Here is a 15,804-nt window from a genome sequence, read left to right as displayed (position 1 = left end):
TCGCCGGCGTCATTGATCGGGATCAAAAATCCGCGAGCGTTGCGGACAGAATGTCAGGCCGCGGCCAGGGCCTCGACGCGCGCGGGGTCGCGCAGGCTGATACCGCCATGAAGGATCTCGATTGCACCGTGACGCTCGAGCTTGGTGAAGGTGCGGCTGACGGTTTCGATGGTCAGGCCGAGATAGTCGGCGATGTCCTGACGGCTCATCGGAAGCGGAACGGTGTCCAGCGATCCCCCGAGCGCCAACAGGCGCCGGCGCCAGCCGAGCAGAAACGTTGCGACCTTCTCGTCCGCCGAGCGGCGGCCGAGCAGGACCATGTGGTCGCGCGCCTGGCTCAGCTCGCGAATGGCCAGCTCGTTGATCCGCCTGAGCAGCTGCGGCCGGCTCTCGATGAAACGGCCGAAAGGTGCTTTGGCGAACTGGCACACGGTCACCGCGCCGATCGCATCGGCCGAAAAATTGTGGCGGCCGGAAATATTCATTCCCAGGAAATCGCCCGGCAGGGCAAAGCCCACGATCTGCCGCCGACCGTCGGGCAGCAGCTTGTACAGCCGCATGACGCCTTCGAGCACGTTGTAGAACGAGGTCGTGATGTCCTCTTCGGAAAACACGGTCTCGCCTGAGCCAAAATGGACACGGCGCCCCAGATGCTCAAATTCCCTGAGCTCGGCTGCATCCAGCGACGAGCAAACCGCCGATGCGCGTACGGCACAATCGCTGCAGAAATGCCCAGGCTCAATCGTGACCACGGAAGGCTTCATCCACCGCTCCAAGCGTCGGCCCAGCTCTGCCCCCAGGCCGAGTTGCCACGCACCTGCATTTTACTGCGCTGTGACAAAGCCGATTGACTCAGATCAATTTTGGCCGAGGTCCCCGCTCTATTCTGTCCTTCCAGAGTTCGACGGGGATCACTTTCCATGCTGCAAAGCGCGCTGCGTCACGGCCTGATTGGGCTGCTCCTGATCACGCCTGCGCTAGCCGCAACGACTGCCGAGCAGCGCGGCAAGGCCTTTGCGCGAGCAAATTGCGCTCGCTGCCATGCGATCGACCGTGTCACCGAGAGTCCGCTCAAGAGCGCGCCAGCGCTGCGCACCCTGCATCGGCGTTATCCGATCGAGACCCTTGGTGAGGCACTAGCCGAAGGTATCTACACCGGCCATGCCGACATGCCCGCCTTCGAGCTCAATCCGGACCAGATCCACGACCTCCTGTCCTACCTGAAGACCCTGGAATAGCAGGCATCACACCGCCTGCACGGTCCAGCCGATCAGCTCCTTTGCGATCCGGGCAAAGGCGGCATCGAACGCTGCGACTGAAGCGGCCGGCTCGATCTTGTCGAGGTTCTCGCTGGTCTCAACGAGGCGCGAGGCAATCACCTTGCCGTTCTTGTCGACGATTCGCGCCGACAGTCCGATCTCGACTTTCGCCTCCCCATCCGTGGCGATCCGAAAGCGTCTGATGTCGATCAGGAGCTGGTAGTCCGCCTGACCGAGATCGGTCGTGCGTAGCGGGGCGTGGGCAATGTCGTAATTCTCGAAACTGTCGATCAGGCGTGCCTGCACCAGTTTTGGAATGCTGTCGGCCCAGAGGAAATCGGCAAAGCCCGGATTGTCCCCGACCGGCGAGAACAGCATGCGCTGGGTCTGGAGCATCGCGACCGCGGTCGGCTCGGGAATGGCCAGTGACGCAGACAGCGTCTTGCCGGCCGGCCCCAGATTCTTCGGCGTGCGCAGGTCGTAGGTGACCTTCTGCGCGGGCGCTCCGCCACCGGTCATCTTCTCGAGGCCCGCCAGAATGCCGTCGATCTTGCCGGTGTTGCGCGCGAGCCCGTCGGAGAACGTCTTCAAATTGGCGATGGTGTCTTTCAGCGGGCCGGAATTGTCCTCCAGCACGGTGTCGACCTTCCGCAGCGCATCGCGCGCCGCCTGCGTCATGCTCTGGCCTGCGCCGGCCTCGGCGATCAAGGTCAGCGGCTCGCCGGACTTGGCGCCCGACTTGGCGACGATCATGCCGCCCTCCAGCGTCACCACCGGCACGCCGGTCAAGCCCTGGAAATCGAGCCCGACCTTGGTGTCGGCACGCACTGGCGTCGCCGCGGCAACCGAGATCGTCGCATTGACGAAGCGCGGGTTATCCGGCGCGAGCCCGAGCTCGGTCACCTCACCGACGCGGATGCCGTTGAACAGCACGCCGGCGCCGATCAGCAGGCCGGGCACCGGTCCCTGGAATTGCACGTGGTAGTTCGTGCGCGGCCCGATGCCGCCGGTGTTGTTCAGCCAATAGACGAAGCCGAACACCGCAACGATCGCAGCCAGCACGAAGGTGCCGATCAGCACGTAAGGAGCGCGGGTTTCCATGTGTCATCTCATTTCGTGTTGCAGCATCTGCGAGCGCTTGCCGTGGAAATAGGCCCGCACCCAGGGATGCTCGGATTGCAGCAGTTCGCGCATCGGGCCGATCGCCACGATCCTGCCGTCGGCCAAGGCGGCCACGCGGTCGCAGACCGTGGTCAGGCTCGCAAGGTCGTGGGTGACCATGAACACGGTGAGGCCCAGGGTCTTTTGCAGCGTCTTGATCAGCGCGTCGAAATCGCCGGCGGCGATCGGGTCGAGGCCGGAGGTCGGCTCGTCCAGGAACAGGATCGGCGGATCGAGCGCGAGCGCGCGCGCCAGCGCCACGCGCTTGGTCATGCCGCCCGACAGCTCCGCCGGAAATTTGTCCGCATCCTGCGCCCGCAGCCCGACCATCTCGAGCTTGGCAATCGCGATCTCGTCCATCAGCTCCTGCGACAGGACGAGATTTTCCCGCAGCGGAAACTGGACGTTCTGTCTCACCGTCAGCGATGAGAACAGCGCGCCTTGCTGAAAAAGGATGCCCCAAGTGGTGGCCGCGCCTTGAGCGCGGCCGCCGATGGGCTGTCCCATGACTTCGATGGTGCCGCTTCGGCGCGGGATGAGGCCGATGATGGTGCGCATCAGCACCGACTTGCCGCCGCCGGACGCTCCGACCAGCCCGAGGATCTCACCGCGGCGGACGTCGAGCGACAGATGGTCGAGCACGATCTGGCGGCCGAAGCCGACCACGAGGTCGCGGACGCGGATCGCGAACTCTTCCTGCGATTCCTCCATCGTCACATTCCAATCGAAGCGAAGAAGATCGCGAACAGGCCGTCGAGCACGATCACCAGGAAGATCGACTTCACCACCGATGTCGTGGTCTGCCGTCCCAACGACTCGGCGCTGCCTTTCACGCGCAATCCTTCGCTACAGGCGACGATCCCGATCACCAGCGCCATGAACGGCGCCTTCAGGATCCCCACCTCGAAATGGGTGATGGAAATGGCGTCATGCAGCCGTGCGATGTAGATCGCCGGTCCCATGTCGCCGTAGAACTGTGCGACCAGCCCGCCGCCATAGAGCGCGGCAATCGATCCGATGAAGGCGAGGATCGGCAGCGCGATGACGAGCGCGGCAACGCGCGGCAGGATCAGGACGTCGACGGGGTCGAGGCCCATGGTCGAGAGCGCGTCGATCTCCTCGCGCATCTTCATCGAGCCGAGTTCGGCGGTGTAGGCGCTTCCCGACCGTCCGGCGACCATGATGGCGACGATCAGCACGCCGAGCTCGCGCAGCACCAGGATGCCGACCATGTCGACGGTGTAGGACTCCGCGCCGAACCTGCGGAAATGGAAGAATCCCTGCTGGGCGATGATGGCGCCGATCAGGAAGGTGATCAGCACAATGATGGGAATCGCCTGCCATCCGATGCGGTAAAGCTGATAGACCAGCGAGGTCAGCCGCAGCGATCGCGGCCGGCGCAGCACGCCGATCACAGCCATGAATAGCGCGCCGAGCATTTGCAGAAAGATCGCGACGTCTTCCCGCGCAGCGATCGTGGCCTTGCCGAGATCGCCGAGCCTGAGCAGGAGCGGATTTGACGCGGCCAGGGGTGTCGGCGCGTCGCGGTTGACCTGGCGCACCTCGTCCATCAGCCCACTGAATTGATCGGCGACACCGACGAATTCAGTCGATCTGCCGGATGATGCAGCGCGGCGCGACAGCTTCTCCAGGACCCAGGCGCCGAGCGTGTCGAGCGCGCTGACGCCCGACATGTCCAGGGTCACGGCTCTGGACCGATCGACATCCGCCCCGACCGATCGGGACAGCGTTTCGAGCGTCACCACATTCGCTGCGGTCCACGGCCCTTCCGGGCGCAATTTCAGCACATCGCCGGACGGCGTCGCCAGCAACAGCGGTTCGGGGTTCACGCTTCCACCTCATCGGGACGATTGGCGCCCATTCAGCCGGGATTTCTAGGCCAGCATGTGGCCTCCGGGTTGACCTGTCTCAAGACCAGGACATCACCGCACCTCCTTGACGCACATCAAGCACCGTTGCGCCCGCGGATACTAGGTTCGCTAGCGGATCAATGGGGATATCAAATCCATGTTCGACAGCGACAAGATGAGCGACGAACTGCGAGCGCTGAAGGTTGACGTCACGCGCCTTTTGAGCACCGCCGGCGAGGAGATCTACGACAGTTCGAAAGATCGGGCCGAGGCGCTGGCCGATCAGATCAGGGCTGCGCTCACCGAGCTCGGCGAGACCGTCGACGAAGAACAGGAGCAGCTTCAGGGCCTCATTGCGGATCGGCCGATCACATCGCTCGCCTCCGTCTTCGCGCTCGGCGTGATGGTCGGCTTCATGCTGAGGAGGCATTAGGTGAATACCGAGAATGTCGTCAAACATCTGCGCGTGCTATGGCGCACCGATCGGATCATCGCGGACATCAGGCTGCGCCATCTGTTGATGGGGCTTGGCCTTCGCGCCTTCGCGGCGCTAATCGCAGCCTTCGGACTCCTGATGCTGGAGCTCTCGGCCTATTTCGCGCTGGTGCAGATCTGGAGTGCGATTGCCGCAGCCGCCATCCTCGGCGCCGTCAACTTCGCCATCGCGGCCGCTCTGTTCATGGTCGCCGGCCGCGCTCCGTCAGGGCGTGACATCGAACTTGCGAACGAAATTCATGACGCAGCCATCGAAGCCCTTCAGCTCGAGGCGCGCGCGCTCCAGGCCCAGGTGTCAGGCGCCGTGCATCATCCGCTCAGCACCGTCGTGCCGGTGCTGGTGCCGCTGATTGCGATCATCGTCAAGAATTTGCGAACGACGGCCAGGAAATCCACCGCAACGTCGGCTGAAGCGCACTCCTAAAGCGCGCGCTCAGAGCTTCAGCCTGACGTCGCAGATATCAGGCTCGGCGGGATCGGGCTTGACCTCGAAGCCGAGCTGCCGGCACATCTCGAGCATCACGATGTTCTCCTGGAGCACGTCGCCCGATATGGTCTTCAACCCTTCCGACTTCGCGTAGTCGATGATCAGCTGCATCAGGGCCCATCCGAGTCCCCTGCCCTTGAGATCGGACCGCAGCAGAATGGCGTATTCGCCGCTTTCATAGATCGAGTCCGAATGGAGCCGGACGACGCCGACCATCTCTCCGGTCTCCTGGTCGAATGCGATGAAGGCCATCGCGCGCGCATAATCGAGCTGGGTCAGGCGCGCGATGAACTCGTGGGTGAACTCCTTCATCGGTGCGAAGAAGCGCAGACGGAGGTCGTGCGGCGTGACGTGACGCAGGAATTCGTGGATGGTCGGCTCGTCCTCAGGGCGCATGGGCCGCACGAAGATGCGCCAGCCGTCCTTCAGCTCCAGGCGGCGTTCCCATTGCGACGGATAGGCCCGAACGGCGAAATTGGCCGGCCCGGAGCCGGCGAACTTTCGCTGCGGCGGCCCCACGGCGACGCGGGCATCGACCGCGGTCACGCCGGTTTCGTCCGCGAGCAGCGGGTTGATGTCGAATTCGCGGATTTCAGGAATGTCAGCGGCCATCTGCGCCAGCTTGACCAGCACCATGGCGACGGCATCCGGCCTCACTGCCGGCACGTCCCGGTAGGCGCGAAGCAGCCGTGACACGCGCGTGCGGTCGATCAGGTCGCGGGCGAGCTGCAGATCGAGCGGCGGCAGCGCAAGCGCCTTGTCGTTGATGATCTCCACGGCCGTCCCGCCCCGGCCGAAGACGACGACGATGCCGAAGGTGGGATCATCGGCAAGACCGAGGATCAGCTCGCGCGCCTTCGCCTTGACCACCATCGCTTGGACGATGACACCGCCGATGCGGGCTTCGGGTCGCAGCTTCCTCGCCCGGTCGAGAATGTCGGTGGCCGCCGCGCGCACCGCATCCGGCGTGGTCAGATTGAGGACGACACCGCCGACATCTGATTTGTGGACGATGTCACGCGACATGATCTTCAGCACGACGGTCGCGCCTTTGGCGAACATGTCGTTTGCATAGGCCACCGCCTGCTCGACATCGGTTGCGGCATAGGTCGGCACCATCGCAATGTCGTAGGCTTCGAGCAGGTGCTTGATCTCGACCGGCTCGAGCCATTGACGGCCGTCTGCAATCGCAGCAGTGACGATCTGCCTCGCCGCCTTGGCGTCCGGCACGAACGTGTCGGGCATCGCGGGCGGAACCTGGCTCAGCTCCTCCACCACTTCGCGGTGCCGGACCAGATGCATGAAGCCGCGCACGGCATCATCCTCGGTCGGGTAGTTCGGAATGCCCGCGCCGGAGAGCGTCTGAATGATGTTCTGGTCGGCTCCGACCCAGGCGGCAAGGACGGGCTTTGCCCAGCGGCGGTGCTGCTCGCGATATTTGCCGACGAGCTCCGTCACGGTCGTGGCGATGTCGGCCGCCGAAGCGATCGCCGTCTGCACGTTGAGGACAAGCACGGCGTCATTGTCGGGATCGGCGAGCAGCGCCCCCAGCGCCGCCGCGTAGCGCGCGGCGTCGGCGTCACCCACGATGTCGACGGGATTAGCACCGGACCAGGTCGGCGGCAGCACGTCATCGAGTTTCTTGCGCGCGTCCGCCGAGATCGATGCCGGAATTCCGCCAAGCTCGACCAATCGATCGATAGCTAAGACGCCGATGCCACCGCCATTGGTCAGGATGGCGAGGCGCTTTCCCGCCGGCGATTCGACGCGGCCGAGCGTCTCGGCGCAATCGAACAGCTCGCGCAGATCGGAGACCCGCAGCACGCCCGCGCGGCGGAACGCGGCGTCATAGACGGCGTCGGCGCCGGCGAGCGCCCCGGTGTGCGTGGCCGCGGCCTTCGCTCCCTGCGCCATCCGGCCGGACTTCACCACGACGACCGGCTTCACGCGTGCGGCGGCGCGCGCCGCCGACATGAACTTGCGAGCATCTTTGATCGCCTCGATATAGAGCAGGATCGCGCGGGTCTTGTGATCCATCGCGAAATAGTCGAGCAGATCGGCAAGGTCGACGTCGATCTGATCGCCGATCGAGACGATGCCGGAGAAGCCAACGCCGCGCTGCGCCGCCCAATCGACCATGCCGGCCGCGATCGCGCCCGATTGCGAGATCAGCGCGAGATTTCCCGCGCCTGGCATGTGCGCGGCGAAGCTGGCATTGAGGCTTACGGCGGGCATCATGATGCCGAGACAGTTCGGACCGATCAGCCGCATGCCGTACTTGCGGGCCGCGGCGATTGCAGCCTCGTGCAGGGATCCCGGTCCGTGGCCGAGCCCGGCCGAGACGATCAGCGCGCCCGCCGAGCCGCGACGTCCGGCCTGATCGATGATGCCGGGAACCTCCCGTGCCGGCGCGGTGATGACCACGAGCTCGGGGACGAAGTCCAACCTGTCCAGACTCTTCACCGCGGCGATGCCGCCGATCTCGGCATGGCGCGGATTGACGAGGCCAAACTGTCCTTTGAACTCGGCGCTGCGGATGTTCTCCAGGACGGCGCGTCCCACCGAGACCGGCCGGGCACTCGCGCCGACCAGCGCGACCGAACGCGGTGACAGCAGATTCTTCAGGCGGTAGGTGGACATGAAAGCAAATGCGCCCGGTCGCTGGCGGTTCCGAGGATGGAAATCAGGCTGGAAACTGCGTGCCTAGTGCGAGATCATAACCCAGCACGGTGGCTGGCCAATGACGGTCTTTGTCACACCGCCCCAAACGATCTCGTTCAGGCGCGAATGATGATAGGCGCCCATCACGATCGCATCGATAGTATGGGAATTCGCCCAGCTTCCGAGCACCTTTCCGATCGAACTGCCGCCGCATTTCGTCGTTTCGAACGAGGCGTGAACGCCGTGTTCCCTGAGGTGGTCGACGAGTGCCGTTCCGGATTGCACGATCGCGTCGGTCTTCTCGTCCGCCACGGTCACCACGCGGACCGAGGCGGCCGCTTGCAGGACCGGCAGCGCATCGCCGACCGCACGCGCCGCACGCGCGGAGTGATCCCACGCGATCATGACGTTCTCGAATTCCGGTCGCAGTTCATCGACATGCTGTTCCGGGCAAAGCAGCAGCGGCCGCCCGGATTCGAACAGGAGCGTCTCGATGATGTGTTCCGTTCGGCTGTCGTGCGGCCTCACCGGGAGCAACGTGAGATCGCTGAAGCGCGCATGTTCGGCCAGGATCGAGGCGATCTGGTCTGCAGGCACCTTGGCCGATCGGCCGTGAGCGCGAATGTCAGCGCGGGACGATGCATCAGTAAAGGCATTCAGGAGCAGCTGCATGTCGCCGGTCCCAAGCAACCCCGTTGCCTCGGCCGCACCGGCATCGTCCGGCAGCAGCACTTTCGGCCGCACGAAAACATCTTCCTCGAGCGCAAGTGCGGTGATCCTGGCGCCGAGATCAGCGGCGACAGCCACGCATTTCTCGATCGCGGCTAGAAGCGGCCGGCGCGGCTGGCCGACAAGCGGCAGAAAGACGTCCTTAATGGCCATCGGGATTCTCCTTGGCGGTCAGCATAGCCCGGCCTTCATCGGGACGCTTGATCCTCGTCAAGCCCGGGGAACTCTGTCCGGTCGGTTGGCGACGGCCCGTTGACCAACATCAAGGACTGGCCGCTCGGCCATTCTATGAATAAGTCAGTCCGAGCGGTTCGCCCCGGAGAGGTTCATGCGTGCGATGGTGTTGCCGGCCTCACGAGCGCAGCTCCGGATGGAGGAGCGGCCCGATCCTATTCCCGGCGAAGGCCAGATCCGGGTGAAGGTCGGCGCCTGCGGAGTATGCCGCACCGATCTTCATGTCGTCGACGCCGAGCTGCCCGATATTCGCTATCCGATCGTGCCTGGCCACGAGATCGTCGGCCGGGTCGATCTCTTGGGTCCGAATGTTGCAACGCATGCGCCCGGCGATCGGGTTGGCATTCCCTGGCTTGGTTTTACCTGCGGCAAGTGTCGGTTCTGTCGGGACGGCATGGAAAACCTGTGTGACGCGCCCCTCTTCACCGGCTACACGCGCGACGGCGGCTACGCAACGCACACGATCGCTGACGCGCGCTACGCGTTTCCACTCGGCGAAGACGGCAATGACGTGGAGATTGCTCCTCTGCTGTGCGCAGGGTTGATCGGCTGGCGCTCGCTGGTAATGGCCGGCTCTGCCAGCAAGCTCGGCCTCTATGGTTTTGGCGCGGCCGGCCACATCATCGCGCAAGTTGCGGTCTGGCAGGGACGATCCGTCTATGCATTCACGCGGCGCGGCGATGCCGCTGCGCAAGGCCTTGCACGTCGTATCGGCGCCGTCTGGGCGGGGGCCTCTGACGAAACGCCGGACGAGCCGCTCGACGCCGCCATCATCTACGCGCCAGCTGGCGAACTCGTCCCGGCCGCGCTGCGCGTCGTACGCAAGGGCGGCCGCGTCGTGTGCGCCGGAATCCACATGTCGGACATTCCAAGCTTTCCATATGAGCTGCTCTGGCAGGAACGGCAGCTGGTCTCGGTGGCCAATCTGACCCGGCAGGATGGCCTCGATTTTCTCAGGATCGTCCCGCAAGCTGGCATACGCACCGAGACCACAGCATTTCCGCTCGATCAGGCCAACGAAGTTCTGAGAATGCTGCGGAGTGGCCAGATTCTCGGCGCGGCCGTCCTGACGCCCTGACGGTGACGCAGATGCCAAAGTCGATCAGAGATGAGACGGAGGCCCAGGAGCGGATATTCCAGTTCCTGACTGGACGTCCTGGCGTGAAACGGATCGATACCCACGCGGCTTCGGTGTTTCTCGACGGCGACCGCGCGCTGAAGATCAAGCGGGCTGTGCAATTTCCGTTCCTCGACTATTCGACGCTCGACAAGCGCAAGGCGGCCTGCGAGGAGGAGATCAGGATCAACCGGCCGCTGGCGCCGCAGATCTATCATCGCGTCGTGGCGATCACAGAGGAGCCGGATGGGTCGGTGCAGATCGACGGGCCCGGCCGGCCGATCGAGTATGCGGTCGACATGTCGCGCTTCGACGAAAGCCAGACGCTGGATCATCTGGCCAAGGCCGGCCCGCTCGATGAGAATCTAGCTTCGGCTGCCGCCGACGCGATCGTGGCTTCGCATGCGGCGGCGGGCCGCTCCGACGGCAAGGCGTGGATTTCCTCCATCCCCGGCCTGATCGACGGCAACTGCAATGGCCTGGGAAAAGGCAATCATTTTGAAGCTGAAGAAATCGGGCAGCTCGGCAGAGCCTCGCACGCGATGTTCCTGCGCCTCCGGCTTCTGCTCGAAGAGCGCGGCCACTACGGCTTCGTGCGGCGCTGCCACGGCGACCTGCATCTTGCGAACATCGTATTGATCGGCGGGCGGCCAGTCCTGTTCGACGCGATCGAGTTCGATGCCCAGATGGCAACTGTCGACGTGCTCTACGATCTCGCATTCACGCTGATGGACCTGTTACACCACGATCAACCGCTCGCGGCCAACATCGTCCTGAACCGATATCTCGCTGCGACGCCATCCGACAATCTCGACGCGCTCTCGGTCCTGCCGCTGTTCATGTCGATCCGGGCGGCGATCCGCGCTCAGGTGGCGCTGGCACGGCTAAAGCCGCCGCGTTCTGATGATGTCGGCATCCTTAACGATGCACGGCGCTATTTCGGCCTCGCTCGAGCGCTGATCCACCCCCCAGCTCCGCGGCTGATTGCCGTCGGGGGACTGTCCGGCACCGGAAAGACGGTTATGGCGCGCGCGCTCGCACCGGTCGTCGCGCCACAGCCGGGGGCGATCGTGCTGCGCAGCGACATCGTCCGCAAGCAGATGTTCGGGATCGAGGACACGCAGCGGCTGCCGCCATTCGCATATACGCCAGAGGTCACGGCCCGGGTTTACGGCACATTGGCTCGTTACGCCCGGCGCGTGCTGGCGCAAGGCCATTCGGCGATCATCGACGGTGTATTCGCCGCCGAGGGCGAACGAGACGCGATCGCCGCGCTGGCGCGCGAGCGCAACGTGCCGCTGAACGGACTGTTCCTCGTCGCCGACCTCGCGACCCGGCAGGCGCGAATCGGAAGCCGCCGGGGAGATGCGTCCGACGCCACGCAAGAGGTTGCCGCGCAGCAGGAGCGCTATAATATCGGTCATGTCGGTTGGGCAACCATCGATGCATCCGGGACACCAGAGCAGACGCTCCAGAGCTGCCGGGACGCAATCGCTGAGGTCAAATAAGGCAATCTGATTGACGCGGGCAAGGATGGCGCGACCCAGCACGATCTCGACGGCCGCCCGCGCAATGCCGGTAACGCGGCGCTATGCGCTGCCCGGCCGCCTCAGCCCCGGCATGGCCTGCGACACGGCGTTCCGGATCATCGCGCGCCGTCACCTCGATGCCGTCCTCGCCCAGCACGACGGCACCTGCCGCGGCGATCCCGACGCCCTGCACCAGATCCGGATCGCGCTGACGCATCTGCGCACCGCCATCCGCTTCTTCGCGCCGATGGTCGACGACGCGCTGCGGCCGAATGTCTGGGCCGAGCTGAAATGGCTCAACAGCCAGCTCGGCATGGTGCGGGACCTCGACGTGGCGATCGAGCGGATCGTCGCCGAAAGTGGCAACGAGCTCGCCGTAATCGCCGAGCTCCAGCACTGGGACGAGAAGCGCGCCGAGAGCCACCGCCTGCTGGCACGCGCGCTGCAATCCGCGCGCTATCGCCGCCTGGTCGAGCAGACCTCGGCCTGGATCGAGAGCGGCCCCTGGTCGACGCGGCGCAGCAAGGAAGCCATCAGATTGCGTCGCTGCTCGCTCGCCGACCACGCGACAGCGCGGTTGACCGAGTGGGAGACGACACTGCTCAAGAAGGCCCGGAAGCTGAGCAAGCTCGACGTCGAGAAACGGCACAAGCTGCGCCTCCTCAACAAGCGGATGACCTATTCGGTCGAATCGCTGGCGGATCTGTTCGCCGACGGATCAGCGACGAAGCAGAAGTCCATCCTCAAGCAATTGCGCAAGGCGCAAAGATCTCTCGGGCAATTGAACGACGATGCGCGAGGGCAAACGCTGGCGGCGTCGTTGAACGGTGTCGGCTTCGAGGCCGGCACTCGCTTCCTCGACCGCAAACGGGAAAAGAAGCTGTTGCGAACCGCCGCGGCGGCTTACCGCAAACTGGACAAGGCCCAGCCCTTCCGCTCCTCGGACCTCGCGCCAAATGCAGAGCCTGAGGACTAGGTGCGGACGTAGTCTCCCGGCGCTTCGGGCAGACCTGAAGGGGCATCGCCAAGCCCGATCTGCGGCGGATCACAGGGCTCCCCGGAGCGCGCCGCCAGCCATCCGGCCCATTCCGGCCACCAGGAGCCCTCAACTCGCGGAGCCAGCTTCAGCCACTCATCTGCACCGACATAGGGCGCGTCCGCAGCCTTGGTCATGACCTGATAGCTGTGCCCAGGGTCATCAGGCGGAGCGACGACACCGGCATTGTGGCCACCGCTGGTCAACAGGAACGTCACGTCGGCATCGACTTGATAGTGAATCTTGTAGACGGATCGCCACGGCGCCACGTGATCGGCCAACGTGCCGACCACGAACATCGGCGCATGGATGTCCGAGAGCGAAATGCTCCTGCCTTCGACGCGATAGCGGCCTTCGGCGAGCTCATTGTTGAGGAACAGTTGGCGCAAATACTCCGAGTGCATGCGATAAGGCAGCCGCGTCGCATCGGCATTCCAGGCCATCAGGTCGCTTGGCGGACTGCTTTCGCCCATCAGATAGTCATGAGACAGCCGCGACCAGATCAATTCGTTGGAGCGCAGCAGCTGGAACGCACCGGCCATCTGCGTCGTGTCGAGATAGCCACGCTGCCACATCATGTCTTCGAGGAAGGCGACCTGGCTCTCGTTGATGAAGAGCGTCAGCTCGCCGGCCTCGGTGAAGTCGGTCTGGGCGGCAAGGAGCGTGATCGTGCCGAGCCGCCTGTCGCCGTCGCGTGCCATTGCGGCCGCAGCAATCGACAGCAACGTCCCGCCCAGACAGTAGCCCAGCGCATGGGTCCTCCGACCCGGCATGATCCGGCCGATCGTGTCCAGCGCGGCCATGACGCCCAGCTTGCGATAGTCATCGAAGGCGACATCGCGGTCGTTGGCATCCGGATTGCGCCAGGAGATCGCGAACACAGTGAAGCCTTGAGCGGTCAGATACTTGACCAGCGAATTCTGCGGCGACAGATCGAGAATGTAGTACTTCATGATCCAGGCCGGCACGATCAGGATCGGTTCGGGCCGCACTTGCGCGGTCGTCGGATGGTACTGGATCAGCTCGATCAGCTCGTTGCGATAGACGACGTTGCCGGGCGAAGCCGCCACCGTCTTGCCGACGACAAATTGCGCGTGGCCCGCGGGTTTCGATGCCGAAAGCAGACGCGTCAAATCGCTGCACCAATTCTGCCAGCCGAAGACGAAGTTTTGCCCGCCGCTCTGGAACGCCTTCTCCAGCACCTGCGGATTGGTCGCCGCGAAATTCGACGGCGCCAGCATGTCGAGCATCTGGCGCACCGAGAACTCGACGATGGCTTCATTTGCATGCGACACGCCGCGCACGCCGGTGGTGGAATCGTGCCACCAGCGCTCTGCGAGCAGAAACGCCTGTGCTAGCAGATTGAACGGCGGGACCTCCCATTGCGGTTGCCTGAAGCGGCGATCGCGTCCCTGCGGCTGAATGACCGACCACGGTTTTTGCGACGTCGCGTGCGCGACAGCTTCCAGCAGCCGGCCGGTGTCGCGAAGAACGTTGCGGGAAATCTCCATCTGGCGCTGCGGAGCTGCGGCGAGATGCGAGCTCCAGTCGAGCCAGGCGAGCGACAAGGCCATTGGCGAAATCCCGCCCGTGAACCGTGCCAGCATGGCATGAAACGCGCGGTCGAGGGGATACGGCTCCGATGCAGGCGGCAGATCTGCGGCGGCCGGCTTGCCTGCGGGCTTTTCGGGGCCTGCCGCAGCGGCTCGAGGGCCGGCAACGGGATTGACGAGAGCATGCGCCGCCGGCTCATCGACCCGTGGAAATTTCTGCACGACGCTCATGGCTGAATGTTCCCTGCCGGCTTCCGGTCTACATCGGCAGCAGGATATGGCGACGCTTCGGATGCGCGTTGAGCTGCATCAAATCCGGCCCAGATCACAATCGCTGAACCAGGACCAAGCGGCCTCGTCCGCTTGACCTGGGTCAAACCGCATCTCGACGTCCCCGCTAGGTTTTGCGCATCGACATTCGACGAGCCAGCGGAGTTCTTCATGCGCGCCCACCAGATCATGACCCGGTCGGTCATTTCGGTTACTCCTGACACCAGCATCGTCGAGGCGGCGAACATCATGCTGAAGCGGCATGTCAGCGGCCTCACGGTCGTCGACAATACCGGCAAGCTGGTCGGCGTCGTCTCGGAAGGAGATTTCATCCGCCGCAGCGAAATCGGCACCGGACGCAAGCGGGGGCGCTGGCTGAGATTCATCCTCGGTCCGGGCAAATCGGCCAGCGACTTCGTCCACGAGCGTGGCCGCAAGGTCTCGGAGGTGATGACAGCTTCGGTCGTGACCATCACCGAGGACACGGCACTCGCGGAGATCGTCGATCTCATGGAACGGAACAACGTGAAGCGGCTGCCGGTGGTGCGCGGCGACAAGGTGGTCGGAATCGTATCCCGCGCCAGTTTGCTACAGGCGGTGGCGGGGCTCGCTCGCGAAGTGCCGGATCCGACGGCGGACGACGATCACATTCGCGGCCGCATCATCGACACCATGGAGAAGAACGACTGGTGCCCGTTCGGGCTGAACGTCATCGTCCGTGACGGCATCGTTCACCTCAGTGGCGTCATCACCGAAGAACGCGCACGGCAGGCGGCCATCGTCGCGGCGGAGAACGTCGAAGGCGTGAAGACGGTGCACGACCATCTTTGCTGGGTCGACACCATGTCGGGCGTCTATCTGAACTCGCCCGAGGATGACGAGCTCGCCAAGGCGAGCTGATCAAGGCGAGCTGATCAGGGCCGAACTCAGCGAGGAATGACGGCGGTGGCCTCGATTTCGACGCGCGCCGCCTTCTCGACGAGCCGGACCACCTGAACCAGCGCCATCGCAGGATAGTGCGCTCCGAAGACGTCGCGGTAGACCCTGCCCAGTTCCTTCAGATTGGCCAAGTACTCGTCCATGTCGACGACATACCAGGTCAGGCGCACGAGGTGTTCGGGCCGGGCGCCCGCTTCGGCCAGGATTTCGGCGATGTTGCTCAGGGTCTGGCGCACCTGCGCGACGAAGCCGTCCGCGAGACGCTCCTCGGCATCCCAGCCGATCACTCCGCCGGTGACGACGATCCGCCCTTCGGCAGCCATGCCGTTGGCATAACCCTTCGGCATCGGCCAGCCGGACGGCTGGAGGATCTGTGCCTTGGGGCGGGTTTCGTGCTCGGCTGCTGTCGGCAGCACCGCGAGCTGCGGGCCTTTTGGCGTCGTCACGGACAATTCTCTATCCT

At 64.4% G+C, this 15,804-nt stretch carries 15 protein-coding genes; 7 read left to right on the top strand and 8 right to left on the bottom strand.

Annotation, left to right across the window (positions count from 1 at the left end):
- Window positions 1–53: 53 nt before the first annotated feature.
- A complete protein-coding gene (locus BLV07_RS23345) occupies window positions 54–764 on the bottom strand; it encodes a helix-turn-helix domain-containing protein (RefSeq protein WP_091890020.1) in 711 nt (236 codons plus the stop codon).
- 156 nt (window positions 765–920) lie between these two features.
- Between BLV07_RS23345 and BLV07_RS23340 the strand changes: the two genes are divergently transcribed.
- Window positions 921–1,238, top strand: a complete 318-nt coding sequence (locus BLV07_RS23340) for a c-type cytochrome (protein WP_091890017.1) — start codon at window positions 921–923, stop codon at window positions 1,236–1,238.
- 6 nt (window positions 1,239–1,244) lie between these two features.
- Here the strand turns inward: BLV07_RS23340 and BLV07_RS23335 are convergent, their stop codons facing one another.
- Genes BLV07_RS23335 through BLV07_RS23325 form a run of 3 tightly spaced genes read right to left on the bottom strand, consistent with a single transcriptional unit; the run spans window position 1,245 to window position 4,270 of the window.
- Window positions 1,245–2,360: an ABC-type transport auxiliary lipoprotein family protein gene (locus BLV07_RS23335; RefSeq protein ID WP_091890014.1), complete on the bottom strand. Its 1,116-nt coding sequence runs from the start codon at window positions 2,358–2,360 to the stop codon at window positions 1,245–1,247.
- A gap of 3 nt (window positions 2,361–2,363) precedes the next feature.
- On the bottom strand, window positions 2,364–3,131 hold the full coding sequence (locus tag BLV07_RS23330; protein ID WP_176945709.1) for an ABC transporter ATP-binding protein: 768 nt from the start codon (window positions 3,129–3,131) through the stop codon (window positions 2,364–2,366).
- Between the two features lie 2 nt (window positions 3,132–3,133).
- Window positions 3,134–4,270 (bottom strand): ABC transporter permease, encoded by a 1,137-nt coding sequence (locus BLV07_RS23325; RefSeq protein ID WP_091890007.1) that lies wholly within the window; start codon window positions 4,268–4,270, stop codon window positions 3,134–3,136.
- A 178-nt stretch (window positions 4,271–4,448) separates the two neighbouring features.
- Between BLV07_RS23325 and BLV07_RS23320 the strand changes: the two genes are divergently transcribed.
- Together BLV07_RS23320 and BLV07_RS23315 are read left to right on the top strand one after the other, a co-directional pair.
- Window positions 4,449–4,724: a hypothetical protein gene (locus BLV07_RS23320; protein WP_091890004.1), complete on the top strand. Its 276-nt coding sequence runs from the start codon at window positions 4,449–4,451 to the stop codon at window positions 4,722–4,724.
- Complete coding sequence (locus tag BLV07_RS23315) at window positions 4,725–5,210, top strand: phage holin family protein (protein ID WP_091890001.1); 486 nt, start codon at window positions 4,725–4,727, stop codon at window positions 5,208–5,210. It abuts the gene before it with no gap.
- Window positions 5,211–5,219: 9 nt separating this feature from the next.
- Here BLV07_RS23315 and BLV07_RS23310 read toward each other — a convergent pair whose 3' ends face one another.
- Together BLV07_RS23310 and BLV07_RS23305 are read right to left on the bottom strand one after the other, a co-directional pair.
- Window positions 5,220–7,913, bottom strand: a complete 2,694-nt coding sequence (locus BLV07_RS23310; RefSeq protein ID WP_091889998.1) for a bifunctional acetate--CoA ligase family protein/GNAT family N-acetyltransferase — start codon at window positions 7,911–7,913, stop codon at window positions 5,220–5,222.
- Between the two features lie 63 nt (window positions 7,914–7,976).
- Window positions 7,977–8,816: a universal stress protein gene (locus tag BLV07_RS23305; RefSeq protein ID WP_091889995.1), complete on the bottom strand. Its 840-nt coding sequence runs from the start codon at window positions 8,814–8,816 to the stop codon at window positions 7,977–7,979.
- Between the two features lie 175 nt (window positions 8,817–8,991).
- Here BLV07_RS23305 and BLV07_RS23300 point away from each other — a divergent pair, with 175 nt between their 5' ends.
- The 3 genes from BLV07_RS23300 to BLV07_RS23290 are packed head-to-tail and all read left to right on the top strand — an operon-like array spanning window position 8,992 to window position 12,519.
- Entirely contained in the window at window positions 8,992–9,975 is a 984-nt protein-coding gene (locus BLV07_RS23300; RefSeq protein WP_091889993.1) for a zinc-dependent alcohol dehydrogenase family protein, read from the top strand.
- Between the two features lie 11 nt (window positions 9,976–9,986).
- The gene (locus BLV07_RS23295) at window positions 9,987–11,522 is read left to right on the top strand and encodes a bifunctional aminoglycoside phosphotransferase/ATP-binding protein (RefSeq protein ID WP_244551192.1); all 1,536 of its coding nucleotides are present in this window, start codon (window positions 9,987–9,989) and stop codon (window positions 11,520–11,522) included.
- A 25-nt stretch (window positions 11,523–11,547) separates the two neighbouring features.
- Window positions 11,548–12,519 (top strand): CHAD domain-containing protein, encoded by a 972-nt coding sequence (locus BLV07_RS23290; protein ID WP_091889990.1) that lies wholly within the window; start codon window positions 11,548–11,550, stop codon window positions 12,517–12,519.
- Here BLV07_RS23290 and BLV07_RS23285 read toward each other — a convergent pair.
- Window positions 12,516–14,363: a PHA/PHB synthase family protein gene (locus tag BLV07_RS23285; protein WP_091889987.1), complete on the bottom strand. Its 1,848-nt coding sequence runs from the start codon at window positions 14,361–14,363 to the stop codon at window positions 12,516–12,518. The two genes, BLV07_RS23290 and BLV07_RS23285, sit on opposite strands and share 4 nt — an antisense overlap.
- A 210-nt stretch (window positions 14,364–14,573) precedes the next feature.
- Between BLV07_RS23285 and BLV07_RS23280 the strand changes: the two genes are divergently transcribed.
- On the top strand, window positions 14,574–15,302 hold the full coding sequence (locus tag BLV07_RS23280) for a CBS domain-containing protein (protein ID WP_091889984.1): 729 nt from the start codon (window positions 14,574–14,576) through the stop codon (window positions 15,300–15,302).
- A gap of 26 nt (window positions 15,303–15,328) precedes the next feature.
- Here BLV07_RS23280 and BLV07_RS23275 read toward each other — a convergent pair whose 3' ends face one another.
- On the bottom strand, window positions 15,329–15,787 hold the full coding sequence (locus BLV07_RS23275) for a RidA family protein (protein WP_091889982.1): 459 nt from the start codon (window positions 15,785–15,787) through the stop codon (window positions 15,329–15,331).
- Window positions 15,788–15,804: the final 17 nt, after the last annotated feature.

Origin of the sequence: Bradyrhizobium sp. Rc2d (assembly GCF_900099855.1) — a bacterium.
Classification (GTDB): domain Bacteria; phylum Pseudomonadota; class Alphaproteobacteria; order Rhizobiales; family Xanthobacteraceae; genus Bradyrhizobium.
Note: the sequence above shows the minus strand (reverse complement) of the source record. Positions and strands in the feature narration are given on the sequence as shown.